The 24,685-nt window shown below is 61.6% G+C and carries 25 protein-coding genes; 17 read left to right on the forward strand and 8 right to left on the reverse strand.

The features are described from left to right. Positions 1 to 2: 2 nt before the first annotated feature. The 3 genes from betC (at position 3) to PCOSP_RS00290 (ending at position 4,262) form a co-directional block, all read left to right on the forward strand. Positions 3 to 1,517 (forward strand): choline-sulfatase, encoded by a 1,515-nt coding sequence (gene betC / locus PCOSP_RS00280; protein WP_464710043.1) that lies wholly within the window; start codon positions 3 to 5, stop codon positions 1,515 to 1,517. 19 nt (positions 1,518 to 1,536) lie between these two features. After that, positions 1,537 to 2,457, forward strand: coding sequence for a choline ABC transporter substrate-binding protein (choX, locus tag PCOSP_RS00285; RefSeq protein ID WP_139641498.1), 921 nt, complete (start codon positions 1,537 to 1,539; stop codon positions 2,455 to 2,457). A gap of 236 nt (positions 2,458 to 2,693) precedes the next feature. Further along, complete coding sequence (locus PCOSP_RS00290) at positions 2,694 to 4,262, forward strand: SulP family inorganic anion transporter (protein WP_139641500.1); 1,569 nt, start codon at positions 2,694 to 2,696, stop codon at positions 4,260 to 4,262. Between the two features lie 104 nt (positions 4,263 to 4,366). Here PCOSP_RS00290 and aroE read toward each other — a convergent pair whose 3' ends face one another. After that, the gene (aroE, locus tag PCOSP_RS00295; protein ID WP_041023175.1) at positions 4,367 to 5,188 is read right to left on the reverse strand and encodes a shikimate dehydrogenase; all 822 of its coding nucleotides are present in this window, start codon (positions 5,186 to 5,188) and stop codon (positions 4,367 to 4,369) included. Positions 5,189 to 5,209: 21 nt separating this feature from the next. Then, positions 5,210 to 6,124 (reverse strand): oxygen-dependent coproporphyrinogen oxidase, encoded by a 915-nt coding sequence (gene hemF, locus PCOSP_RS00300; RefSeq protein WP_024778435.1) that lies wholly within the window; start codon positions 6,122 to 6,124, stop codon positions 5,210 to 5,212. 165 nt (positions 6,125 to 6,289) lie between these two features. Here hemF and PCOSP_RS00305 point away from each other — a divergent pair, with 165 nt between their 5' ends. After that, entirely contained in the window at positions 6,290 to 7,267 is a 978-nt protein-coding gene (locus tag PCOSP_RS00305; RefSeq protein WP_175362240.1) for an NADPH:quinone reductase, read from the forward strand. A 295-nt stretch (positions 7,268 to 7,562) separates the two neighbouring features. Here PCOSP_RS00305 and tsaC read toward each other — a convergent pair whose 3' ends face one another. The 3 genes from tsaC to PCOSP_RS00320 all read right to left on the reverse strand — a co-directional run bounded on the left by tsaC (position 7,563) and on the right by PCOSP_RS00320 (position 10,389). After that, on the reverse strand, positions 7,563 to 8,120 hold the full coding sequence (gene tsaC / locus PCOSP_RS00310) for an L-threonylcarbamoyladenylate synthase type 1 TsaC (RefSeq protein WP_003196294.1): 558 nt from the start codon (positions 8,118 to 8,120) through the stop codon (positions 7,563 to 7,565). 61 nt (positions 8,121 to 8,181) lie between these two features. Continuing rightward, positions 8,182 to 9,282 carry a DNA-processing protein DprA gene (gene dprA, locus PCOSP_RS00315; protein WP_175362238.1) on the reverse strand — a complete coding sequence of 367 codons (1,101 nt, stop codon included), beginning with the start codon at positions 9,280 to 9,282 and terminating at the stop codon, positions 8,182 to 8,184. Positions 9,283 to 9,363: 81 nt separating this feature from the next. Next, on the reverse strand, positions 9,364 to 10,389 hold the full coding sequence (locus PCOSP_RS00320; protein WP_139641506.1) for a LysM peptidoglycan-binding domain-containing protein: 1,026 nt from the start codon (positions 10,387 to 10,389) through the stop codon (positions 9,364 to 9,366). A gap of 155 nt (positions 10,390 to 10,544) precedes the next feature. On the opposite strand from PCOSP_RS00320, the gene def reads away from it, so the two are divergent. The 5 genes from def to PCOSP_RS00345 all read left to right on the forward strand — a co-directional run bounded on the left by def (position 10,545) and on the right by PCOSP_RS00345 (position 15,247). Further along, on the forward strand, positions 10,545 to 11,051 hold the full coding sequence (gene def, locus PCOSP_RS00325; RefSeq protein ID WP_041023908.1) for a peptide deformylase: 507 nt from the start codon (positions 10,545 to 10,547) through the stop codon (positions 11,049 to 11,051). A 69-nt stretch (positions 11,052 to 11,120) separates the two neighbouring features. Next, positions 11,121 to 12,080 carry a methionyl-tRNA formyltransferase gene (gene fmt, locus PCOSP_RS00330; RefSeq protein ID WP_139641508.1) on the forward strand — a complete coding sequence of 320 codons (960 nt, stop codon included), beginning with the start codon at positions 11,121 to 11,123 and terminating at the stop codon, positions 12,078 to 12,080. Continuing rightward, on the forward strand, positions 12,077 to 13,387 hold the full coding sequence (rsmB, locus tag PCOSP_RS00335; RefSeq protein ID WP_464710045.1) for a 16S rRNA (cytosine(967)-C(5))-methyltransferase RsmB: 1,311 nt from the start codon (positions 12,077 to 12,079) through the stop codon (positions 13,385 to 13,387). Before fmt ends, rsmB begins: the two co-directional genes overlap by 4 nt. A 24-nt stretch (positions 13,388 to 13,411) precedes the next feature. Further along, a complete protein-coding gene (gene trkA / locus PCOSP_RS00340; RefSeq protein ID WP_139641511.1) occupies positions 13,412 to 14,785 on the forward strand; it encodes a Trk system potassium transporter TrkA in 1,374 nt (457 codons plus the stop codon). A 150-nt stretch (positions 14,786 to 14,935) separates the two neighbouring features. After that, positions 14,936 to 15,247, forward strand: a complete 312-nt coding sequence (locus PCOSP_RS00345; RefSeq protein ID WP_175362237.1) for a tetratricopeptide repeat protein — start codon at positions 14,936 to 14,938, stop codon at positions 15,245 to 15,247. A gap of 17 nt (positions 15,248 to 15,264) precedes the next feature. On the opposite strand, the gene PCOSP_RS00350 is transcribed toward PCOSP_RS00345, so the two are convergent. Further along, complete coding sequence (locus tag PCOSP_RS00350; protein WP_154673559.1) at positions 15,265 to 15,426, reverse strand: hypothetical protein; 162 nt, start codon at positions 15,424 to 15,426, stop codon at positions 15,265 to 15,267. Between the two features lie 50 nt (positions 15,427 to 15,476). After that, positions 15,477 to 15,743, reverse strand: coding sequence for a DUF2790 domain-containing protein (locus PCOSP_RS00355; RefSeq protein ID WP_041023913.1), 267 nt, complete (start codon positions 15,741 to 15,743; stop codon positions 15,477 to 15,479). 286 nt (positions 15,744 to 16,029) lie between these two features. Between PCOSP_RS00355 and PCOSP_RS00360 the strand changes: the two genes are divergently transcribed. From PCOSP_RS00360 to PCOSP_RS00380, 5 genes are all read left to right on the forward strand, one after another. Then, positions 16,030 to 16,770: a response regulator gene (locus PCOSP_RS00360; RefSeq protein WP_041023914.1), complete on the forward strand. Its 741-nt coding sequence runs from the start codon at positions 16,030 to 16,032 to the stop codon at positions 16,768 to 16,770. Beyond that, positions 16,767 to 18,080 carry an ATP-binding protein gene (locus tag PCOSP_RS00365; protein ID WP_139641517.1) on the forward strand — a complete coding sequence of 438 codons (1,314 nt, stop codon included), beginning with the start codon at positions 16,767 to 16,769 and terminating at the stop codon, positions 18,078 to 18,080. The genes PCOSP_RS00360 and PCOSP_RS00365 overlap by 4 nt, the downstream gene beginning before the upstream one ends. 214 nt (positions 18,081 to 18,294) lie before the next feature. Then, positions 18,295 to 18,942 carry a ferric reductase-like transmembrane domain-containing protein gene (locus tag PCOSP_RS00370; RefSeq protein ID WP_218938862.1) on the forward strand — a complete coding sequence of 216 codons (648 nt, stop codon included), beginning with the start codon at positions 18,295 to 18,297 and terminating at the stop codon, positions 18,940 to 18,942. A gap of 99 nt (positions 18,943 to 19,041) precedes the next feature. Next, positions 19,042 to 19,899 carry an alpha/beta fold hydrolase gene (locus PCOSP_RS00375; protein ID WP_139641519.1) on the forward strand — a complete coding sequence of 286 codons (858 nt, stop codon included), beginning with the start codon at positions 19,042 to 19,044 and terminating at the stop codon, positions 19,897 to 19,899. Between the two features lie 68 nt (positions 19,900 to 19,967). Beyond that, positions 19,968 to 20,777, forward strand: a complete 810-nt coding sequence (locus PCOSP_RS00380) for an alpha/beta fold hydrolase (RefSeq protein ID WP_139641521.1) — start codon at positions 19,968 to 19,970, stop codon at positions 20,775 to 20,777. A 217-nt stretch (positions 20,778 to 20,994) separates the two neighbouring features. On the opposite strand, the gene PCOSP_RS00385 is transcribed toward PCOSP_RS00380, so the two are convergent. After that, a complete protein-coding gene (locus tag PCOSP_RS00385) occupies positions 20,995 to 21,960 on the reverse strand; it encodes an endonuclease/exonuclease/phosphatase family protein (protein WP_139641522.1) in 966 nt (321 codons plus the stop codon). 232 nt (positions 21,961 to 22,192) lie between these two features. Between PCOSP_RS00385 and PCOSP_RS00390 the strand changes: the two genes are divergently transcribed. The 3 genes from PCOSP_RS00390 to PCOSP_RS00400 all read left to right on the forward strand — a co-directional run bounded on the left by PCOSP_RS00390 (position 22,193) and on the right by PCOSP_RS00400 (position 24,647). After that, on the forward strand, positions 22,193 to 22,435 hold the full coding sequence (locus PCOSP_RS00390; RefSeq protein WP_464710047.1) for a hypothetical protein: 243 nt from the start codon (positions 22,193 to 22,195) through the stop codon (positions 22,433 to 22,435). A gap of 116 nt (positions 22,436 to 22,551) precedes the next feature. Further along, on the forward strand, positions 22,552 to 23,112 hold the full coding sequence (locus PCOSP_RS00395; RefSeq protein WP_464710049.1) for a DUF4231 domain-containing protein: 561 nt from the start codon (positions 22,552 to 22,554) through the stop codon (positions 23,110 to 23,112). Then, entirely contained in the window at positions 23,109 to 24,647 is a 1,539-nt protein-coding gene (locus PCOSP_RS00400) for a nucleotide-binding domain-containing protein (protein WP_464710051.1), read from the forward strand. Before PCOSP_RS00395 ends, PCOSP_RS00400 begins: the two co-directional genes overlap by 4 nt. The last annotated feature ends 38 nt before the right edge of the window (positions 24,648 to 24,685 follow it).

Genomic DNA, 24,685 nt, shown 5'->3' on the forward strand with positions numbered 1-24,685 from the left:
ACATGAAGCGCAAGAACATTCTTTTCATCATGGCCGATCAGATGGCCGCGCCAATGTTGCCAATCTACGGTCCTTCGCCCATCAAGCTGCCGAATCTGTCGCGCCTGGCCGAGCAAGGCGTGGTGTTCGACGCCGCTTATTGCAACAGTCCGCTGTGCGCGCCGTCGCGTTTTACCCTGGTGAGCGGCCAGTTGCCCAGCAAGATCGGCGCCTATGACAACGCTGCGGATTTTCCGGCCGACGTCCCGACGTATGCCCATTACCTGCGGCGCCTCGGCTACCGCACGGCGTTGTCCGGCAAGATGCACTTCTGCGGGCCGGACCAGTTGCACGGCTACGAAGAGCGCCTGACCAGTGACATTTACCCGGCCGATTACGGCTGGGCCGTGAACTGGGATGAGCCGGATGTGCGGCCGAGCTGGTACCACAACATGTCTTCGGTGTTGCAGGCCGGGCCGTGCGTGCGCACCAACCAGTTGGATTTCGACGAAGAAGTGGTGTTCAAGGCGCAGCAGTACCTGTTCGACCACATCCGTGAAGACGGCGACCAACCGTTCTGCCTGACCGTATCGATGACTCACCCACACGACCCGTACACCATTCCCAAGGCTTTCTGGGATTTGTATGACGACAACGACATCCCGCTGCCGCAAACCCCGGCGCAAACCGATCTCGATCCCCACTCCCAGCGATTGCTGAAGGTCTATGACCTGTGGGACAAGCCGTTGCCTGTGGATAAGATTCGCGACGCGCGCCGTGCCTATTTCGGCGCTTGCAGCTACATCGACAGCAATGTGGGCAAGCTGCTGCAAACCCTTGAGGACACCGGCTTGATGGACGACACGATCGTCGTGTTCTCCGGCGATCATGGCGATATGCTCGGCGAAAAAGGGCTCTGGTACAAAATGCACTGGTTCGAGATGTCCGCGCGGGTGCCGCTGCTGGTCAGTGCTCCGGGTCAATTCGCCAGTGGCCGGGTCAGCGCCGCGGTGTCCACCGCCGACTTGTTGCCCACCCTGGTGGAACTGGCCGGCGGTACGCTGGAGCCTGGCTTGCCGCTGGACGGTCGTTCGTTGGTGCCGCACCTGCAAGGGCAGGGCGGGCACGACGAGGTCTTTGGTGAATACATGGCCGAAGGCACCATCAGCCCGTTGATGATGATCCGCCGCGGCCAGTGGAAATTCATCTACAGCGAAGATGATCCGTGCCTGTTGTTCGATGTCCGTAACGACCCCAAGGAATTGGAAGATCTCAGCCAGTCACCGGAGCATCAAGCCCTGTTCGCCGAATTTCTCGCCGAAGCCAGGGCCAAGTGGGACATCCCAACCATTCATCGACAGGTGCTCGCCAGCCAGCGACGCCGTCGTTTCGTCGCCCAGGCGCTGACCCTGGGCAAACTCAAGAGCTGGGATCACCAGCCGCTGGTGGATGCCAGTCAGCAATACATGCGCAATCACATCGACCTCGACGATCTGGAGCGCAAGGCCCGTTATCCACAACCCTGCCAAAATCAATAACGAACGTAAGGGGAAGCACATGCAAAAGTTATCCACAGTACTGGCCGCTGGGCTGTTGGTGTTGAGCAGTGCCTCGGCGTGGGCCGAGCAGAGCTGCGAGACGGTCAAGATGGCTGACCCGGGTTGGAGCGATATCGCGGCGACCAATGCCATCACCGGTTTTCTGTTGGAAGGCATGGGCTACAAGCCCAAGGTCGACACCCTCGCGGTGCCGATCACGTTTGGCGGCCTCAAGGATGGCCAGGTCGATGTATTCCTGGGCAACTGGATGCCGGCGCAGCAAGGGTTCTATGACAAATTCGTGGCGAACGGGGATGTCACGCAACTGGCCAAGAACCTGGACGGCACCGAATTCACCCTGGCCGTCCCGGACTACGTTTGGGATGCCGGTGTGCATAACTTTGCCGACCTGAACAAATTCGCTGACAAGTTCGAGAAGAAAATCTATGGCATCGGTTCCGGCGCCCCGGCGAACCTTTCCTTGAAAGAAATCATCAAGACCAACGACTTCGGCATGGGCGATTGGAAACTGGTGGAGTCCAGCGAGCAGGCGATGCTGGCGGAAGTGTCCCGGGCCGTGAAGAAGCAGAAGTTCGTGACCTTCCTCGGCTGGACGCCGCACCCGATGAACGTGCAGCTGAAAATGCATTACCTCAAGGGCGGCGAGAAGTACTTCGGCGATACGGGCAGCGTCTATACCCTGACCCGCAAAGGTTATGCACAGGCCTGCCCGAACGTGGGCAAGCTGTTGACCAACCTGAGCTTCACCCAGGAAATGGAAAACAGCATCATGGCCGAGGTGGTGAACAACAAGGTCACCAACGCCGAGGCGGCCAAGGCCTGGATCAAGGCCAACCCGGCGGTGTTGGACAAATGGTTGGATGGCGTGAAGACGGCGGATGGGCAAGAGGCGTTGGCTGCGGTGAAGGCCAAGCTCTGATGACCCGTGTGCTCCGGATAAGCCCTCAGAAGGTGATCCGGAGCACTTTTGTGGCGAGGGGATTTATCCCCGCTGGGTCGCGAAGCGGCCCTAATGTGTCGACTCGGTGTGTCAGATCATTTGGGTTCAGCTGTTTGGGGCCGCTCCGCGACCCCGCGGGGATAAATCCCCTCGCCACAGGGAGAACGGTGCCTGGTCCTGATACTCTTGTTCTCAACCCCCATCCTTGAGGCCCCATGGCAATCCCCACCCGCCATTCACTGTTCCCCTTCCTGAGCTGGCTGCCCCGGCAGACCCGGGCCAGTGTCGGCCGTGACCTGATCGTGGGTTTGAGCGGCGCGATCCTGGCGTTGCCGCAGTCCATCGCCTACGCCCTGATTGCCGGTTTGCCCCCTGAGTACGGCTTGTACGCCGCGATCGTGCCGGTGCTGATTGCCTGCCTGTGGGGTTCGTCTTGGCATTTGATCTGCGGACCTACGGCGGCGATCTCCATTGTCCTGTACGCCAGTGTCAGTCCCTTGGCCGTGCCCGCGACCCAGGACTACATCACCTTGATTCTGTTGCTGACGGTGCTGGCGGGCATCTTCCAATGGCTGTTGGGCCTGCTACGTTTTGGTGCCTTGGTGAACTTCGTCTCGCACTCGGTGGTGCTCGGTTTCACCCTGGGAGCGGCGGTGGTGATCGCACTGGGGCAGTTGCCGAACCTGATGGGGCTCGATCTGCCGAACGAGGCCACGGCCTTGAAGGGCGTGCTGATGTTGCTCAGTCATCTCGGGGCTGTGGATAAGCCGTCGTTGCTGTTGGGTTTGGGGACGCTGGCCCTGGGTGTGCTACTCAAGCGGCTGTTGCCGCGCTGGCCGAGCCTGTTGATAACGTTGGTCATCAGTAGCCTGGTGGTCTGGTTGTGGCCGGCCATGTTCGGGCATGTGGCGCTGGTCAGCGCCTTTGCCGGGCGCCTGCCGCCGTTCACTGCGCTGCCACTGGACCTCGACCTGATCCTGCGCCTGCTCCCAGGTGCCGTTGCGGTGGGCATGCTCGGGCTGGTCACCAGTCTGTCCATTGCTCGTTCGTTATCGGTGCGCTCCGGGCAATTGCTCGACGCCAACCAGGAGGTCAGGGCGCAGGGGCTTTCCAACATCGTGGGCGGATTTTTCTCCGGCTCCCTGTCAGCCGGTTCTTTTACCCGTTCCGGCCTCAGCTACGACGCGGGGGCCTGTTCCCCCCTGGCCGGGGTGTTCTCGGCATTGTGGGTGGCCTTGTTTGCGGTCGCCGGTGCGAAACTGATCTCGCACATCCCGATTCCGGCGATGGCCGGCAGTATTCTGCTGATCGCCTGGGGGCTGGTGGACCACCGCGGCATCCGCGCGTTGTACCGGGTGAGCCGGGCGGAATTCGTGGTGATGAGCCTGACGTGCCTGGCCACGTTGCTGCTGGAGCTGCAGACGGCCATCTACGCCGGTGTGCTGGCGTCGCTGTTTTTCTACCTCAAGCGCACGTCACAGCCGCGGGTGCACCATGCCCACGAAGGCGAGGCGGATGTGCTGCGGGTCGGCGGTTCGATCTTCTTCGGCGCCAGTCATTATCTGCAGGTGCGCCTGCAACGCTTGCAAGGGCAACGGGTGGTGATCGATGCCCAGCAAATCAACTTCATCGATTACTCAGGAGTGGAAATGTTGCACCAGGAAGCCCGCCGCCTCGGTGCCCAAGGGCGCAGCCTGACCTTGCGCAAGGCCCGGCCCCATGTAGTGGAGGAGTTGAAGAAGCTGGAAGGGCCGGAGAGGTGCCCGATTCACTTCGAGGATTGATACGGTCAGCACTGTGGGAGCAAAGCTTGCTCGCGACGAAAGCGACCCGGTCTGTTGAAAACCGAGGTGCCTGTCTCGCGAGCAAGCTTTGCTCCCACAGTGGTTTAGAGCGCCAGCTGGCGACGCAACTCGGCCAGCACCGGCGCGGTGTCCGGGCGCACGCCGCGCCACAGGTAGAACGCTTCGCCCGCCTGTTCCGCCAGCATGCCCAGGCCGTCCATCGCCACCGCGGCGCCCTGTTCGCTGGCCCAGCGGCAGAACGAAGTAGGCTCCTTGCCGTACATCATGTCGTAGCAAACGGTCTTGCCGGGTTCGATCAGGCTGCCTGCAATCGGCGGTACATCCCCTGACAGGCTCGCGGACGTGGCGTTGATGATCAGGTCCACCGGCTCGCGCAGCCAATCGAAACCACTGGCCGAGACCGGGCCCAGGTCCGCGAACAACTCGGCCAGCAATTCGGCTTTTTCTACGGTACGGTTGGCGATGATCACCGAAGCCGGTGCCTCGGCCAGCAGCGGCTCCAGGGCGCCGCGTACCGCGCCTCCGGCCCCCAGCACCAGGATGCGTTTGCCCTTGAGGCTGAAACCGGCATTGACGGTCAGGTCCCGCACCAGCCCGGCGCCGTCGGTGTTGTCGCCCAACAGACGACCATCGGCCAACTTGCTCAGGGTATTAACCGCCCCGGCCCGCTGCGCCCGCTCGGTCAGGCTGTCAGCCAGTCGGAAAGCGTCTTCCTTGAACGGTACGGTGACATTCGCCCCACGTCCCTCGCGGAAAAATTCCCGCGCGCAGCCGGCAAAATCATCCAGGGGGGCCAGAAGGGTGCTGTAGTCCAGTGTCTGCCCGGTCTGTTCGGCAAACAGGCGATGGATCAACGGCGACTTGCTGTGGCCGATGGGGTTACCCATTACAACGTAGCGGTCCATGGTCATCGGGTCAGTCTCCGTTCAGGCCTGCGCCAGCCAATCGCGATCCTGCAGGAAGTACTCGGTCAGGCGCGCTTCTTCGCTGCCCGGCTCGGCTTTCCAGTCGTAACCCCAGCGTACCTGCGGCGGCAGGGACATCAGGATCGACTCGGTCCGTCCGCCCGATTGCAGCCCGAACAGGGTGCCGCGGTCGTAGACCAGGTTGAATTCCACGTAGCGCCCGCGACGGAATTCCTGGAACTCCCGTTGCTTCGCGGTGAACGGCTCGTGTTTGCGCCGGCGCACGATGGGCAGGTAGGCCTCGATGTAGGCATCGCCGATGGCACGGATGAAGGCGAAGCAGGTGTCGAATCCCCACTCGTTCAGGTCATCGAAAAACAGGCCGCCGATACCCCGGGGTTCGTTCCGATGCTTGAGGTGGAAATAGCTGTCGCACCAGGCCTTGTAGCGCGGATACACCTCTGGGCCGAACGGGGCACAGGCCTGTTCGGCCACGCGGTGCCAGTGCACGCAGTCTTCGGCGACACCGTAGTACGGCGTCAGGTCGAAGCCACCGCCGAACCACCAGACCGGTTCTTCGCCTTCTTTTTCCGCGCTGAAGAAGCGCACGTTGGCGTGGGAGGTCGGAACGTGGGGGTTGTGCGGATGGATCACCAGCGACACGCCCAGGGCTTCGAAGCCGCGTCCGGCCAGCTCCGGCCGATGGGCGCTGGCCGACGGTGGGAGACCGCTGCCGAAGACGTGGGAAAAATTGACACCGCCCTTTTCAATGACCGTACCGTTCTCCAGCACCCGGGTGCGACCGCCACCGCCGGCAGGCCGGGTCCAGGCGTCTTCGACGAAGCGAGTGCCGCCGTCCTCGGCTTCCAGTGCAGCGCAGATGCGGTCTTGCAGGTCGAGCAGATAGGCTTTCACGGCCTCGGTGCGAGTGGTCATGACACCCCCTTTGATCAGGACTGGGCTACGCGGCGTACAGCGGGCCGGTGGCCAATGGGCGCACAGGATACCACCGCACTTGCCCACGCCACAGTTGACGAAGGTCAAGCTTAGGAGTCCGATGTCAGGCTTGGTAAAAAGTCCTGCGACAAGGAGAAAGTGAAGATGGCCAAACGTATCCAGTTCAGTTCCCACGGCGGCCCCGAAGTGCTTGAGTACGTGGATTACCAACCTGCCGAACCAGGCCCGCAGCAGGTGCGCGTGAGCAACCGGGCCATCGGTCTGAATTTCATCGACACCTATTACCGCAGTGGTCTTTATCCTCCGCCGGCCCTGCCTTCGGGCCTGGGCGCCGAGGGTGCGGGCGTGGTCGAGGCGGTCGGCTCAGGCGTCACCCGGTTCAAAGTGGGCGATCGGGTGGCCTATGGCAGCGGCCCGCTGGGGGCCTACAGCGATGTGCATGTGTTGCCCGAGGCCAACCTGGTGCACCTGCCTGAGTCCATCAGTTTCGAACAGGCTGCCGGCGTCATGCTCAAGGGCCTGACGGTGCAGTATCTGCTGCGCCAGACCTATGAGCTCAAGGGTGGCGAAACCATCCTGTTCCATGCCGCTGCCGGTGGCGTCGGCTCCCTGGCCTGCCAATGGGCCAAGGCTTTGGGCGTGAAGCTGATCGGTACCGTGAGCTCGGCGGAAAAAGCGGCCGTCGCCAAAGCCCATGGCGCCTGGGAAACCATCGATTACAGCAAGGAAAACGTCGCACAGCGGGTGCTGGAATTGACGGACGGCAAGAAAGTCCCGGTGGTGTACGACGGGGTTGGCAAGGACACCTGGCTGACCTCGCTCGATTGCGTCGCGCCCCGTGGCCTGCTGGTGAGCTTCGGCAATGCCTCGGGAGCGGTGGACGGGGTGAACCTGGGGATTCTGTCGGCGAAAGGCTCGCTGTACGTAACCCGGCCGACCCTGGCGACTTACGCCAACAACGCCGAAAACCTGCAACGCATGGCCGACGAACTGTTCGGGATGATCAGCAGCGGCAAGCTTACGGTGGATATCAATCAGCGTTATCCATTGGCGGAAGCGGCCAAGGCCCAGGCCGAATTGTCGGCGCGGCGCACGACGGGGTCGACGATCCTGCTGCCTTGAAATGGTGGTGTGCATAAGTTCTGTGGCAACACAAAACCTCTGTGGGAGCGGGCTTGCTCGCGAATGCGTCGGGTCAGCCAATATCGATGTTGCTGACCCACCGCTTTCGCGAGCAAGCCCGCTCCCACATCTGAACTGTGGTGTGCATAGGGTCTGTGGTAACACAAACCCTGTGGGAGCGAGCCTGCTCGCGATGGCGGTGTATCAGACAACACTTATTCGTCTGACCGGCGCTATCGCGAGCAGGCTCGCTCCCACATTGAATAGGTATTGAATCCGGAGGTTGGGGCCGGGCTCAGTCCGGCCGTACCACTTTCCCGGTGGCCAGGTCGCGAATCACGCTGGGGTTCTTGCGCCCGCCCAGGTTGCCGCCGAGTACCAGGTCGATCTGCCCGCGGAAGTACTGCTCGACGCGAATCCGCGTGCGCGCTGCCGGGCGGCCTTGGGGGTTGGCCGAGGTGGACACCAGCGGCCCGACCAGCGAGCACAGGTCCCGCACGGTAGGGTGATCGCTGACCCGCAGCGCCACCGTATCGTGCACCCCGGTGATCCATTCCGGCAACAGGTTCTGGTGCGGTACCAGCCAGGTGTTGGGTCCCGGCCAGGTGCTGGCCATGCGGTCCATCCAGGTGTCGGGGAAGTCTTCGAACAGGAAGTCGAACTGATGGATGTTGTCCGCCACCAGGATCAAACCCTTGTCGGGCAACCGCGACTTGATCGCCAGCAGGCGCTCCACCGCTTCCTCGTTCCATGGATCGCAACCCAGGCCCCAGACCGCTTCGGTTGGATAGGCAATCACCGCCCCGGCGCGAATTTCTCGCGCGGCTTGTTGCACACGCCAACTGTTGACCATGAAAGATTCTCCGCAACACAAGATAAGGCTGTGCGCAGTTTACCGATCTTCCCCATAAAACCTAGCGCGTGCGCGCAAACCAGCGGCCGTTGTCGCAGGTGGCACGTCCTTCCATCTCCAGTTCGGTCAGCGCCGCCAGCACTTTGGGCAATCCCCAGCCACTGGCCTCGGCCAACGCTTCGCTGGTGAGCGGCGCGGCATGGAGCAGGCGCAACAGCGGATGGCTGACAGGCGCCGGCTCCAGGGCCGGCGGCAGGCGTTGCCACCCGCGCAAGGCTTCGAGAATGTGCTCCACGGTTTCCACCAGCGCCGCACCGTCACGGATCAATTGATGACAACCCCGGGCACCCGGGTGATGGATCGATCCCGGAATGGCGTACACCTCGCGCCCCTGTTCCGCCGCCAGGCGCGCCGTGATCAGCGAACCGCTGGCGACACTGGCTTCGACCACCAGAACACCGAGGGACAAGCCGCTGATGATCCGGTTGCGGCGCGGAAAATGGCTGGCGTGGGGTGGGGCGTCCAACGGAAACTCCGAGAGCACCGCGCTGCCTTGGGCAATCATCGCGTCCGCCAAGCGGCGGTTGCGCTGTGGATAAAAATTTTCCAGGCCGGTGCCGAGCACCCCGACGGTTTGCCCGCCGACATCCAGTGCCGCCTGATGGGCCGCTGCGTCGATGCCCAGGGCCAGGCCGCTGGTGATGACAAAACCGGCGCTGGCCAGGCTGCGGGAAAACGCCGCGGCCGTGTCCATCCCCGGACGCGAGGCGCGGCGACTGCCCACCATCGCCAGCTGCGGTTTTTCCAGGATGGTGGGGTCGCCAGCGGCGAACAGCAGCGGTGGCGGATCGCTGATCTGTGCCAGCAGTGCCGGGTAGTCAGGCTGGTCCCACATCAGCAAATGCTGGCCCGAACCCTCCAGCCAGGCCAATGCGTGGGCGGCGCCGTCGCGCACATCCGGGTTGCGCCGGGCTTCGGCGCTCGCCACGGGCAACCCCAGCGCCCGCCATGCGCTGGCCGGCGCGCTGAGGGCTTTGGAAGCCGAGCCGAAGGCTTCCATCAGGGTCATGAAACGTTTGGGTCCCAGCTCCGGCAAGCGGTGCAGGCGCAGGCGAGCCTCCAGTTCCGCAGGGGAAACCGGGGGGCATTCAGGCAATGTCATGTGATCAATCCTTGATCGTCATATATCCCGTTCAAACGGGAACAAGCTGTGGATAACTCTGTTGGTAAGTTGTGAGACCCGTTATGGATTGCGCACCTTGTCGAGCACCGCCAGCGAGCGCGAGGCATACAGCACCAGGCCGTAGCTGAGCTTGTCGTAGGTGCGGAACACCATCAGCAGGCCGGCCCGTTCGTCGGGGATCTTCACCGGTTCGCCGGTGACGCGGTCGCGCACGGTTTCACCGGTCTTCATCACTGCCAGGACATTGCCCTCGGCCAGCCCGTCGCGCCGGCCCTTGTTCAGGGTGACCACATCCAGCGCGCCGATCTGGGTTACGCCCCGTGGCACGTCGAGGATCAGCCCGTTGATGTCCGTTTTCGGCGCGCTGGGCATGAATGTCGAATTGATCGAGCGTTCTTCGCCGCTGAACAGTCGATCGCCGAGGCGTACTTCCTGGGTGGTGCGTTGCAGGGTGAGGGTGGTGACGTCGCCCTCGGCCGCCACGACTTCGGCGCTGCCGATGTCGTCGGCGTTGATGCCCAGTAACTCCTTGGTCTGCGGATCGGTGTAGACCTTGCCCTGGCGGAAGATGCCGTAGGCCGACTGGTCGGTGTCGAATGCCCCACGGGCGAAGATCTGGTCCCCGGCGCCGCTGAGCACCCGTTCGGCATTGCCGGCGACGACGTAGGGCGCCTTGTTGAAATCCGCCGCCGTGTCGACGATGCGGTTGCTCAGCAGGAAGCTGTTGATGGCCTGCAACGGGATGCTCGGGATGGCATCAGCCACCGGCGAGCTGCGGATCCGCGGCGACAGCTTGATGGTGCCCCGGGAGGCGCCGCGATTGAGGGTCAGCCGTGGCTGGCCATTGACGTAGACCAGTGACAGGGTATCGCCGGGGTAAATCAGGTTCGGGTTCTCGATCTGCGGGTTGGCCTGCCAGAGTTCGGGCCATTTCCACGGTTCGCGCAGGTATTTGCCAGAAATGTCCCACAGCGTGTCGCCAGCGACCACGGTGTATTGCTGCGGGAAACCTTCCCGAAGTTGCACTTGCCCGTGCGCGATACCGGCCGAGGCCAGGAGCAGCAGGGCGAGTAGTGATTTCCTCATGCGGTGAATCCCTTTATCATGTGCGTTCGCGTAAAACGCCAGAGCCCCCGTGGCTCGCTCCGTATCAAGAGCAACGTTTTACAACGGTAGCCTGCATCCCAATACACGCCAGGCCAGCCACCCGACTTTACCTCACACGTGCATTTATCAAGCTTATGGCCATTTTGAACATTCTCGAATTTCCGGACCCGCGCCTGCGCACGATTGCCAAACCGGTGGCCGTAGTGGACGACGAAGTGCGTCAGTTGGTCGATGACATGTTTGAAACAATGTATGAAGCGCCAGGCATCGGCCTCGCCGCGACCCAGGTCAACGTGCACAAGCGTATTGTCGTCATGGACCTCTCAGAAGACCGCAGCGAGCCACGGGTGTTCATCAACCCCGAGTTCGAAACCCTCACCGACGAGATGGACCAATACCAGGAAGGCTGCCTCTCGGTACCGGGCTTCTACGAGAACGTCGACCGTCCACAGAAAGTCAGAATCAAGGCTTTGGACCGTGACGGCCAGCCATACGAACTGGTCGCCGAAGGGTTGCTGGCGGTGTGCATCCAGCATGAGTGTGACCACCTCAACGGCAAGTTGTTCGTGGATTACCTGTCGACCCTCAAGCGTGACCGGATCAAGAAGAAGCTGGAAAAGATCCATCGCCAGAATGCTTGATGCCCCCTTCAAAGGCTTGCCGCGGCAAGCCTTTTTTCTTTATGCGACTGTTGTTGATTGAGAGCTTCCATGACTGAGCCACTGCGCATCGTCTTTGCCGGCACTCCCGAGTTTGCCGCCGAACACCTCAAGGCCCTGCTGGCCAGCCCCCATGAAATCATCGCGGTCTACACCCAGCCGGACCGGCCGGCCGGCCGCGGGCAGAAACTGATGCCCAGCCCGGTCAAGCAACTGGCCCTGGAAAACGGTTTGCAGGTGTTGCAGCCGCCGACCCTGCGTGATGGGCAAGCCCAGGCCGAACTGGCCGCGCTGAAGCCGGACCTGATGGTGGTGGTTGCCTATGGCCTGATCCTGCCCCAAGTGGTGCTGGACATCCCGCGCCTGGGCTGCATCAACAGTCACGCCTCGCTGCTGCCGCGCTGGCGCGGTGCGGCGCCGATCCAGCGCGCCGTGGAAGCGGGCGATGCCGAGAGCGGCGTGACCGTGATGCGCATGGAGGCGGGCCTGGACACCGGGCCGATGCTGCTCAAGGTCGCCACCCCCATCAGCGCCGAAGACACCGGTGGCAGCCTGCACGACCGCCTCGCACTGATCGGCCCGCCGGCCGTGGTCGAGGCCATTGCCGGCCTGGCCGCCGGTACCCTGGAAGGCGAAGTGCAGGATGACAGCCTCGCCACCTACGCGCACAAATTGAACAAGGACGAGGCCCGCATCGACTGGAGCCGTCCGGCGGTCGAGCTGGAGCGGCTGGTCCGCGCCTTCAACCCGTGGCCGATCTGCCACAGCACCTTGAACGGCGAAGCGGTGAAGGTACTGGCCGCCCAGTGCGCCGAAGGGAAGGGCGCTCCGGGGCAGATCCTCGAGGCCAGCAAGGACGGCCTCGTCGTGGCCTGTGGCGAACAGGCACTGTGCCTGACCCGCCTGCAACTGCCCGGCGGCAAGGCGCTGAACTTCAGCGACTTGTTCAACAGCCGGCGTGAGAAATTTGCCGTTGGCAGCGTCCTCGGCCAAGCGGTGGAGGCTTCATGAACCCGCGTCTGGCCGCCGCCAAGGCGCTTGCCGCCGTGCTCAGCGGCAAAGCGTCGCTCAACAGTTCCTTGCCGACCCAGTTGGACAAGGTCGAGGACCGTGATCGCGGTTTCACCCAGGACCTGGCGTTCGGCACTGCTCGCTGGCAGCCTCGGCTGTCGGCGCTTGCGGCCAAGCTGTTGCAGAAACCATTCAAGGCCGCCGACGCCGACGTCGAAGCGCTGCTGTTGGTGGGACTTTACCAATTGCTCTACACCCGTGTGCCCGCCCACGCCGCCATCGGCGAAACCGTGGGCTGCGCCGACAAACTGAAGAAACCCTGGGCCAAGGCCTTGCTCAATGCCGTGTTGCGCCGTGCCCAACGGGAAAGCGAAAGCCTGCTGGCCGAGCTGGAGCATGATCCGGTGGTGCGCACCGCTCATCCGCGCTGGTTGCAGAAAGCCTTGAAGGCGTTCTGGCCAGAGCAATGGGAAGCCATCTGCGCGGCCAACAATGCCCATCCGCCGATGATCCTGCGGGTCAACCGTCGCCACCATACCCGCGATGCCTACCTGGCCTTGCTGGGCGAGAATGGCATTCCGGCCCGGCCATGCGTGTACAGCCGCGACGGCATCCTGCTGGAAACCCCGGGCGATGTGCGCGCCCTGCCGGGCTTCGCCGACGGCTGGATCAGCGTCCAGGACGAAGCCGCCCAACTGGCCGCCGACCTGCTGGAGCTGGCGACTGGGCAACGGGTGCTGGACGCCTGCTGCGCACCGGGGGGCAAGACCTGCCACATCCTCGAAGCCGAGCCGAAACTGGCCGGCGTGGTGGCGGTAGACCTGGAAGCCAAACGCCTGGTGCGCGTGAAAGAAAACCTCGAGCGCCTGGGCCTGGACGCCGAGCTGATCGCCGCCGACGGTCGCGACACTGCAGCCTGGTGGGATGGCAAGCCATTCCAGCGCATCCTGCTGGACGCGCCGTGTTCGGCCACCGGCGTGATCCGTCGTCACCCGGACATCAAGCTCACCCGCCAACCGGACGACATCGCTGCCTTGGCGCTGCTCCAGGGCGAGTTGCTCGACGCCCTGTGGCAGACCCTCGATGTCGGCGGCATCCTGCTCTATGCCACCTGCTCGACCTTGCCGACCGAGAACACCGAAGTGATCGAAGCGTTCCTCGCCCGCACCCCCGGCGCCCGGGAACTGGACATCGCCACCCAGGCCGGCCTGAAACAGCCCCACGGCCGCCAGTTGCTGGCCCAAGAGGGCGGGCACGATGGGTTCTACTACGCCAAGCTGATCAAGATCGCCGCCGCACGCGGCTAAGACCGATTCGATAGGAGTGAACGGATGAAAATCATCATCCTCGGCGCAGGACAGGTCGGCGGTTCGCTGGCGGAGCATCTGGCCAGCGAGGCCAACGACATCACGGTGGTCGACACCGACGGCGAACGCCTGCGCGACCTCGGTGACCGTCTCGACATCCGTACCGTGCAAGGGCGGGGTTCCCTACCGACCGTGCTGCGCCAGGCCGGCGCCGACGATGCCGACATGCTGGTGGCCGTCACCAACAGCGACGAAACCAACATGGTCGCCTGCCAGGTCGCCCACACCCTGTTCCACACCCCGACCAAGATCGCCCGGGTGCGGGAAGCGGCCTACCTGACCCGCGCCGACCTGTTCGACAACGAAGCGATCCCGGTGGATGTGTTGATCAGCCCCGAGCAGGTGGTGACCAACTACATCAAGCGCCTGATCGAGCATCCCGGTGCCCTGCAGGTGATCGACTTTGCCGAAGGCAAGGCGCAGCTGGTGGCGGTCAAGGCCTACTACGGCGGACCGTTGGTGGGGCAGCAGCTGCGTCAGTTGCGCGAGCACATGCCGAACGTGGAAACCCGGGTCGCGGCGATCTTCCGCCGTGATCGTCCGATCCTGCCCCAGGGCGATACGGTGATCGAGGCGGACGACGAGGTATTTTTCATCGCCGCCAAGGCGAATATTCGTGCGGTGATGAGCGAAATGCGCCGTCTCGACGAGAACTACAAGCGCATCGTCATCGCTGGCGGCGGGCAGATCGGCGAGCGCCTGGCCGAAGCCATTGAAAGCCGCTACCAGGTGAAGATCATCGAGATGAACCCGGCCCGCTGCCGCTACCTTTCGGACACCCTCGACAGCACCGTGGTGCTGCAGGGCAGTGCTTCGGACCGCGACCTGCTGCTGGAAGAAAACATCGCCGACGCCGACATCTTCCTGGCCCTGACCAACGACGACGAAGCCAACATCATGTCGTCATTGCTGGCCAAGCGCCTGGGGGCGCGGAAAGTGATGACCATCATCAACAACCCGGCCTACGTCGACCTGATCCAGGGCGGCGACATCGACATCGCCATCAGCCCGCAACTGGCAACCATCGGCACCTTGCTCGCGCATGTGCGTCGCGGTGACATCGTCAGCGTGCACTCCCTGCGCCGTGGCGCGGCCGAAGCCATTGAGGCCATTGCCCACGGCGATGCCAAGTCCAGCAAAGTGATCGGCCGGGCCATCCGCGACATCGGCCTGCCGCCGGGCACCACCATCGGCGCGATCATCCGCGACGAAGAAGTGCTGGTCGCCCATGACGACACCGTGATCCAGACCGGCGACCATGTGATCCTGTTCCTAGTGGACAAGAAGCACATTCGCGATGTCGAGAAGCTGTTCCATGTAGGCTTGAGCTTCTTCTGACCCTGGATGTGCCGATCGTTCCCACGCTCCGCGTGGGAATGCCTCAACGGACGCTCCGCGTTCGGCTATAGGGGGACGCAGAGCGTCCCTGGCTGCATTCCCACGCAGAGCGTGGGAACGAGCCTGACCCAACCAACAAGGAAGCCCCCAATGCTCGAATCCCTGGAAAAAATGCTCGCCAAGGGTGTGGATAACCCGCTGCTGCGCTTCGGCCTGGGCAAGGGCTATCTTGACCTCAACGAATTCCCCCGCGCCGCCGAACACCTGCAACGCTGCGTCGAACTCGACCCCAAGTATTCGGCCGCCTGGAAACTGTTGGGCAAGGCTCACCAGGGCCAGGGCGACTTAGCGGCTGCGCGCAGTGCCTGGGAACAAGGCCTGGAAGCCGCCCGCGCCCATGGCGACAAACAGGCCGAAAAGGAAATGACGGTGTTTCTCAAGAAACTGGACCGCCATTCCTGATACACCCCACAACGCCTTCAAAGGCCAACTGCCCGCGGCGAGGGCGTTTTCTTCAGCGGTGTGAGCTGGTAGCAGAGGCCGCTGTTGCCTCGGTTGTGCTCACCGGCGGCATTGGCGTGGGCAGCCATGCCGCCCAATGCGAGGGCAAAAGCGGTCAGGTAGGTCTTGAGTTTCTTCATAGTGACTCCTGTTTGCACGATGATTGCGGCTTTAATGAGGGCCGTGAAGCTCAGCTCCCTTCGTTGTTGCAGGTGTCTGCCTGCTTGAGGTACGTCAGGGACCGCTGCTCACCCATCGAATCGAGGTAGTTGATCTGCGCATTTACCAAGCCGCAGGTCTGGCCGCCGTCCTCAGTTAGCGAGACCACTCGCTTGATGTCCAGGTGCGTGCCGTAGGTGTAGGTCTCGCTGGCGGCTTTGTCCTGGGCCAAGGCGGGTAATGCGGCGGCGCTCAGGGCAGTGATCAGGCAAGCGGTAGCGATGGTTTTCAGTTTCATGGTCGTTTTCCTTCAATGAGTTCGATGGTTTCATCGAGGCGATTCATGTTGTCTCGATGGAGCTCATTTAAGGCCCGTGAGGTATCTCGGCTGTGTCGAGAAACACCTCGGTTGGATGCGTTACGTATCTGAGGTGGGTTGCGATACAGAGCGATACAATCGCTGCTGTTTTGGCTGGGCTCTGGCTTAATCTCGGGCTGGAAAAGCAGAACCGCGCTGCCCTGCCAACCGGCAACCGGGCATCGTCACACTGCGCACTCGATGCGCGTATTTCGGAGAGCAGGGCATGGAACATGTCGATCACGTATTGATCGTGGATGATGATCGCGAGATCAGGGAACTGGTCGGCAATTACCTGAAGAAGAACGGTCTGCGCACCACCGTGGTCGCGGATGGCCGCCAGATGCGGGCCTTTCTCGAAACCAACCAGGTGGACCTGATCGTGCTCGACATCATGATGCCGGGGGATGATGGGCTGCTGCTGTGCCGCGAACTGCGCGCCGGCAAGCATAAGGCGACTCCCGTGCTGATGCTGACGGCGCGCAGCGACGAGACCGACCGCATCATTGGCCTGGAAATGGGCGCCGACGACTACCTGGCCAAGCCCTTCGCCGCCCGGGAGCTGCTCGCGCGTATCAATGCCGTGCTGCGGCGTACCCGCATGCTGCCGCCCAACTTCGTCGTCACCGAGAGCGGCCGCCTGCTCAAGTTCGGGCGGTGGCGCCTCGACACCACCGCCCGCCATCTGCTCGATGAAGACGACACCCTCGTCTCGCTGAGCGGCGCCGAATACAGGTTGCTGCGGGTGTTCCTCGATCATCCTCAGCGGGTACTGAGCCGCGACCAGTTGCTCAACCTGACCCAGGGCCGTGACGCGGACATCTTCGACCGTTCCATTGACCTGCTGGTCAGCCGCGTGCGTCAGCGCTTGCTGGATGACGCCCGGGAACCGCTCTACCTGAAGACGGTGCGCAATGAAGGCTACGTCTTTACCTTCGCCGTCGAAATGCTCGAGGAGCAGGCATGAAGCTCGCGTTGCAATGGCCCCGCACGCTGGCCTCGCGGCTGTGGCTGGTGTTCCTGGTCGGTCTGATACTCGCCCAGTCCCTGACGTTCGCAGCCCAGTACTACGAACGTTACCAAAGCACCAAGACGGCCATGTTGGGCAACTTCGAACACGACACGGCGACCTCCATTGCCATCCTCGACCGTCTGCCTGCCGACGAGCGCCTGGCGTGGACCAAGCGTCTGCAGCGGCGTAACTATGATTACTTGCTGCGCGAACATGACCCGGGCATTCCACTGGCCTCGAACGATCTCGCGGCGACAGCGGCGCAATCCCTTCAGGTCTCGCTGGGCAGCAACTATGACCTGACCTTCGTCGAGATCCCCGGGCCGCAGCAGCATTTCCAGGCCCAGGTGCGACTGGCCGACGGCAGCCCGGTCACCATCGACGTGCGCCCCTCGGTCAAGCCGTTGTCGCCCTGGTTGCCCTTTGTCCTGGTTGGTCAACTGGTGTTGCTGATCGGCTGCACCTGGCTGGCCGTGCGGATCGCGATACGCCCCCTCAGCCGCCTGGCCGAGGCCGTGGAGAACCTCGACCCGAACGCACACCCCGTGCAGTTGGATGAAAGCGGCCCACGTGAGGTGGCCTACGCCGCCCGGGCCTTCAACAGCATGCAGGCGCGGATCGCCGCTTACCTGAAGGAGCGCATGCAACTGCTGGCGGCCATTTCCCATGACTTGCAGACGCCCATCACGCGCATGAAGCTGCGCGCCGAGTTCATGGACGACTCGCTGGAGAAAGACAAACTGGGCAACGACCTGAACGAAATCGAGCACCTGGTGCGCGAAGGCGTGGCTTATGCGCGCAGCGTCCATGGGGCGACCGAGGCCAGTTGCCGCATCAGCCTGGACTCCTTTCTCGACAGCCTGGTGTGCGACTACCAGGACACCGGCCGGGAGGTCAGCCTGCGCGGCACGAACGGCGCGGTCATCGAGACACGGCCCCATGCCCTGCGCCGTATCCTGGTGAATCTGGTGGATAACGCGCTGAAGTACGCCGGCACCGCCGAAGTGGAGATCAGCGGCGACGCGAGCACGGGCGTTACGATCAGCGTGCTCGACCGGGGCCCGGGCATTCCCGAGGAAATCCTCGCCGAGGTGGTCAAACCGTTCTATCGGGTGGAAAGCTCACGCAACCGCAGCACCGGCGGCACCGGCCTGGGTTTGGCCATCGCCCAGCAGTTGACTGTCGCGATTGGTGGGGCACTGAGTCTGCGCAACCGCGACGGTGGCGGTCTTTGCGTGACCCTCGACTTCGGCCTCAATCGGTAGGCCATGCTGGCTGCACATCAAGTGCAGCCGCTACCGGCGGGACGCATAGACGTGCGTTTGTAAGCCATTGTATCTAGCGCATTCGCGTACTCAAAAGAACGTATAACCGCCGGTTGTCGAACATAGGCGGTATACATCTCCTTGCAAGAATTTTCCCCATCGAATCGCCATCAGGCCCCCTGAATGGCGAACCCATACGACAGGAGATCTTGCCATGCATACCCCATCCTACCGCCCCCAGGGCTGGCAGCTGTTCGGCCTGGTCGCAGCCCTGGTGGTGGCGATGAGCATCACGGCAGTCGCTGTCCAACCCGACCTGGTCGAGGGACTGCGCAGCGCCATCCGCGCCACCGCCCGTTCCTCCTTCGCACTGTTCCTGATCGCGTTCACCGCGTCGGCCTTCGCTGTACTGGTGCCTTCGCCGCTTTCCAAGGCACTGGTTCGCGAACGACGCTTCATCGGCCTCGCCTTTGCCTTCTCGCACCTGGTGCATGCTGTGCTGATCTACGCCTATGGGCAGCTCAATACCGAGTTCTGGCCGGCCCGCACCGTGGCGAACAACATTCCAGGCGGGACCGCCTACACCTTCATCCTGCTGATGGCGCTGACCTCATTCAAAGCACCCGCCCGGCTGCTGGGCCCCAAGGCATGGAAGACCTTGCACGTCACTGGCATGTGGGTCATCGCCGCCGTATTCGCCCTCTCCAACTTCAAGCGCATCCCGATGAGCGACTGGTACGTGCTGCCCTTCGGCATCACCTGCGCCGCCGTGGCGATCCGACTGGTCGGCAAGCTGGCCCAGGCCAATAAACGCAGCCAGGCCAGGCAGGCCTCGATACGCCGGGCGGCGGTGATCTCCTGAGCTCGCAGCCAGCAAAGCGGCCTTCTCAGACACGACATATTTCTCCAATACATTTCTCAGAAGCAGTCATCCCGACTGCCTAAAACAAGGAAGCAAAAAATGAGCACCAGCATCCCTACCCAGAACGGCAGCTATATCACCACCCAGGACGGCGTACAGCTCTACTACAAGGACTGGGGCCCGAAGGATGGACAAGTCGTCACCTTCAGCCATGGCTGGCCGCTGAATTCGGATAGCTGGGAATCACAGATGCTGTTCCTGGCTGACCAAGGCTACCGGGTGATCGCCCACGACCGCCGCGGCCATGGCCGCTCCAGCCAGCCGTGGGAAGGCAACGACATGGATCACTACGCCGATGACCTGGCCGCTGTGATCAACGCCCTGGATCTCAAAGACGTCACCCTGGTGGGCTTCTCCACCGGTGGCGGCGAAATCACCCGCTACATCGGTCGCCACGGTACCGCTCGGGTGAAGAAGGCCGCATTGATCAGCGCCGTGCCGCCAATGATGCTCAAGACCGCAGACTACCCGGGCGGCCTGCCGATCGAAGTGTTCGACGGCCTGCGCCAGGCCTCACTGGACAACCGCTCGCAGCTGTATCGCGACATCGCCTCGGGCCCGTTCTTCGGCTTCAACCGCGACGGGGCGAAGGTCTCCCAGGGGCTGATCGATTCGTTCTGGGTGCAGGGCATGCAAGCGGGCCACAAGAACACCTACGACTGCATCGCGGCGTTCTCGGCAACGGACTTCCGCGCCGACCTGGCCAAGTTCGACGTGCCGACCCTGATTGTGCACGGCGACGACGACCAGATCGTCCCGATCGCGGCCTCCGCCCATGCCGCCGCCGAGCTGGTGCAGAACGCCGAGCTGATCGTCTATCAGGGTGCGCCCCACGGGCTGACCGACACCCACAAGGACCGCCTGAATCAGGACCTGTTGAATTTCCTCGGCAAGTAAGCCCATCGCCGGGCTCATGTGCCGCCCAGCGCCGCACATGAGCCCGGCATCCCTATAAAAGAAAAGGAATGATCATGCTCAGTCTCAAATCGCTCTTGGCCGCCGCCATCACCGCAGCAATGGCGCTGACTTCCCTTCAGAGCACAGCCGCCACGCAACCCGACGCCGCCAAGCCCACCGTCGTGCTGGTGCATGGCGCCTTCGCCGAATCGTCCAGCTGGAATGGCGTCGCCACCCGGTTGCTGAGCCAGGGCTACCCGGTGGTGGCAGCCGCCAACCCGCTGCGCGGCGTGAAGCAAGACGCCGACTATGTCGCTGACATCGTCGAGCACACCGCCGGCCCGGTGATCCTCGTAGGCCACTCCTACGGTGGCGCCGTGATCACCAACGCCGTACATGACAACCCGCGGGTCAAAGCGCTGGTCTACGTCGCGGCCTTCGCCCCGGACAAAGGCGAAACCGCCATCGAACTGTCCGGCCGTTACCCGGGCGGCACCCTCGGGCCGACCCTGGCCGCACCGGTGCCACTGGACGACGGCAATAAGGACCTCTACATCCAGCAGGACAAATTCGGCCAACAGTTCGCCGCCGACGTTCCAGCGGCTGAGTCCGCACTGATGGCCGCCACCCAACGGCCCATCAGCGAGGCGGCCTTGAAGGAAGCTTCTGGCGATCCGGCCTGGAAAAAACTGCCGTCCTGGTTCATCTACGGTTCGGCGGACAAGAACATCCCCGAGGCTGCCCTGAAGTTCATGGCCGACCGTGCGGGCTCGAAAAAGACCGTCACCGTCCCCGGCGCCTCCCACGTGGTGATGACGTCCAACCCGGAGAAAGTGGCGGATCTGATCGTTGAAGCGGCGCAAGCCAGTTCCAAATGATGATCGCGTACTGACTAAAAAACCCGGCGCAGGACGCCGGGTTTTTTATTGCAAAGCGCCCCCAAAAAGCGCCGCTCAATTAAAGATCAAATCCCATTCCCCCTGTGGGAGCGAGCCTGCTCGCGATGGGGCCCTGCCAGCCTACACTTCGTCAACTGACAGACCGCTATCGCGAGCAGGCTCGCTCCCACAGGTTATGGGCCAGTCGATCAACCGCTTAGAACCTCATCCTGAAAACAAGCGGGCAATGGTCAGAACCCTTCATCGGCACAGGAAACTCCGATAACGAACCGGCCACATAGCGCTTTCTTAACTCGCGAGTTATCAATGCGTGGTCAATGAACCATTTGGAGCCTCCGCCCCGGCATTCGGGAAGGGCCTCATAACCTTCGGTTGGGCGAAACAACCTGGCAGCAGAAGGCTCGCCATCTGAAAGCTCAGCAAAAAGACTCACTTCTGGCGCTGTTTCGTGTTCAACCTCCGCGTCAAATCGACGATTGAAATCGCCGATAATCACTGCGGAAGCGCCAGACTGGATTGCCTTATCGAGCCAGGCTTCCAGAGCTGGTGCTTGCCTTCTAAGCACGTCGCAGGTGACGACCCCGTTAGCTTTATCACGCTTGGTCGCATACCCGCTGTTCAATGCCTGGTCAAAACAGCCACTTTTGAGGTGTACGGATAAAAGCTTGAGGGTCATGCCCTTGATCGTCACGGGTAACTCCGCGCCATGGCGAGCATGACTCTTGAAGGCCTCTCCAAGCGGGCGAACATCGCCGAGCCTCCCGACCTCAAGCCTGCTGGATTTGCGGACAACAAACCCCGTGCGCTGTATCCAAGGGCTCTGCATGTTGACGTAGAAATCGTACTGATCCTGCGGCCAGATCTGCTGAAGCGCCTCAGGACTCTCGACTTCCTGCACGGCAATCACATCAGCATTCAGCTGTGCCGCCACGGCCTTCATGTCCGCTATCTGCGCCGGCGATTTGCATTCCCACCGGTAGGGGTGTGTTTCTTCAAGTCGCTCGCGATCAGCGGCCTTGATTTGGGAGCACTCCTCGAACTCTCGCTGGCTGAGCGGAGCCGACCGCTGCCACTCCAGGTTCCATGTTGCGAAGGTGAGGGTTTCGGCCAGGGCAGGGTGTGAGAGGCAGGTAAGCGATAAGGCTAAATACAGTGGTTTCATGGGGGAGCATTCCGAGCGCGGTGGCAGTGGGAGTCCAGGAGACGGCACTGCTTTTAGCCGCTGTTTGAGCGTAGCAGCCCATTTTGTCGCTACAGAGTTCTATCCAAATGAAATCCTACTCACCTACCTTGCGGGCGATGTATTGGTCAGCATCGAGGCGTAGGTCAACGGCGGTATTGGTCCGCAACGCACCCTCTCGACATTAATCATCAAGACCTGACTGGAGACCTATATGTCCGTAATTACTCAGGTGGTCATTGCCTTGGTGGTGTCCTTTCTGCTCGATTGGTTTCTCAAGCCGTATCTGTTGCGCAAGTGGCTGGGAGTGGCGTTGGTGGCGACGGGTGCGGTTGGTTCCGTTGTGGCAGGCCAGAGCCGCTTGTTGGGGTTTGATCTGGGGTTGCTGTCGGTTTTTGCCGTGGGGATGGGGATGGGATTGTTCATGAAGCAGCGGCGGTTTGAGCAGGTTGGCTGAGGAGAAGGAAGGGGCAGACTGAAATATCAGAATGAACCCGACCCCTTATTCCTCGAAGACTGCAAAGCTTGGAAGTGGCACAATGGTGGCCAAAGTAGCGTTCAGGGAGGACAGATATGAGTGACTTTGTGCATATGGAAGGACAACTGCGCGAGTGCTTAGGTCGGGTCATATACACCCACAAAACTCATGAAAAGATGGCGGACAAGTGTGCCGCTACTCTGCGACTCCTGAAGATATTCCAGATAATAGTTTCCGCGTTTACGGCTGCTGGAGCTGTAATCGCGGCGGTTTTTGGTCCCGACTGGGCGAAGATTGTCACTGCTATCCTTTCATTGTTAACGTTATTTCTGTCTGGTTACATGAAGGGGTTTGACCCCGGAGGGACGGCCCAGAAGCATCGTGATGCAGCGGCGCGCATCTGGCCTATCCGCGAGTCCTATCTGTCTCTACTCACGGATTTGAAAGCTGGTGCCATTAGCTACGAAAAGGCCTCGGAACGACGGGACGAGTTGCAGGAAAGACTTTCCGTTATTTACAAAGCAGCTCCACAGACCGACGCCAAGGCCTACGCGGCAGCTCAAAAGGCGCTGAAATTCAACGAGGAGCTCACGTTCTCTGATAGGGAAATCGACTGCTTTTTGCCCGCCTCGCTGCGTAGTGAGGCAAAGTCATGACGCAGGTTACCTCTGTTGCTGATCGCCTAATCACTCATTTAGCGTCCACTTTGGACATCCCTGAAGAACGCTACGCGTCCGCCGACCGTAGTTACCGTTCGATCTGCGATTGGTTGGAGCGTCCGGCTTCCCGCTTTGCGCAATTAGGTATCAATGCCTACATTCAAGGGTCGTTTCGACTTGGAACGGTGATACGTCCCTTAAACGACGAAGAGCACTACGATCTGGATGTCGTCTGCGAGTTTGGCGTAAGCAAGATGTCCATAACCCAGAAGCAACTTTTTGATGATCTTGGACATGAGCTCAGGTTGTATGCGGCGCGGTATTCAATGGAGGAGCCATCTGGCTGGGACCGCTGTTGGACGTTGAACTACGCCGACTCTGCCCAATTCCATATGGATGTTTTGCCGTCTGTTCCTGACGGGCAGCGTCAGCGCTCGCTCCGTGAGGCACGAAGGCTATCCATTGAATTCGTAGAAAAGTCGATTTCAATCACTGACAGCAATCACCCTGGCTACCTGTACTACACAGACGATTGGCCATCTAGCAATCCCAACGGTTACGCTGACTGGTTCATGACGCGGATGGAGGTAGCTTTTAATGAGCGACGCCGTGCTATGGCCCTACGCGAGGCCAAAGCTGACGTTGCGGATATTCCAGCATTTCGTGTCAAAACCCCATTACAGTCGGCAATCCAAATACTGAAGCGGCATCGGGACCTATGTTTTTCAGAGCAGCCCGAGGGGTGGCCATCATCAATCATCATATCGACGCTGGCTGCCCATTCGTATAACCAGGAGGCCACGGTCACCGGAGCTCTGTTCAGCATCCTCGCGTCGATGGACCAATATATCGAGGTTCGGGGACAAGCCTATTGGATCGCCAATCCCTCTGACCCACGCGAAAATTTCGCAGACGCGTGGGAAGCAGAGCCGGAGCAAAAGTTAGCATTCGATGATTGGCTCGATACGGCGCGCAGGGACTTTGAACGGGCCGGTGAGACTATCGACCTAGCTCAAATAATCGACTTGCTTTCCCCCCGGCTTGGTCGTGAGTTGTTGGAGAAAGCTGCGACCCGGTTTAGCCCTGGTGCTGTTGCGAAGTCAGTTACTACCCGTCGACTTCACGGAGCGATGCAGCGTCTGTTCGATGCTCCGCACCGTAAACCCGTGGCCTGGCCAACTGTCCCCCAAGGTGACGTTAGCCTCTCTTGTGCAATGAGCAAGGCTGGGTTTCGGACGACAGCTGTAGGTAATAATGGAGCCCTCGTACCGACAGGAAGTTCTTTACGTTTTGAGGCAAGCAGCAATCTTCCAAGGCCTTACAAAGTTTTCTGGCAAGTGGTGAATACTGGGCCTGTCGCGCTAAAAGCTAAGGATTTGAGAGGCGAGTTTTTGGAGGGAACAGTCTCTGCCGGCAACTTGGTGCGAACCGAACACGCAGCTTATAGAGGGTCACATACGATTGAGTGCTTTATCGTTAAAGATGGTTACTGTGCGGCCCGGAGTGGCCCTTTCGTCGTGAATATAGGCTAGCCAACGCGCTGAAACCGTTTATGGCTACACAAAAGAGG

Source organism: Pseudomonas sp. MAFF 730105 (assembly GCF_055380705.1).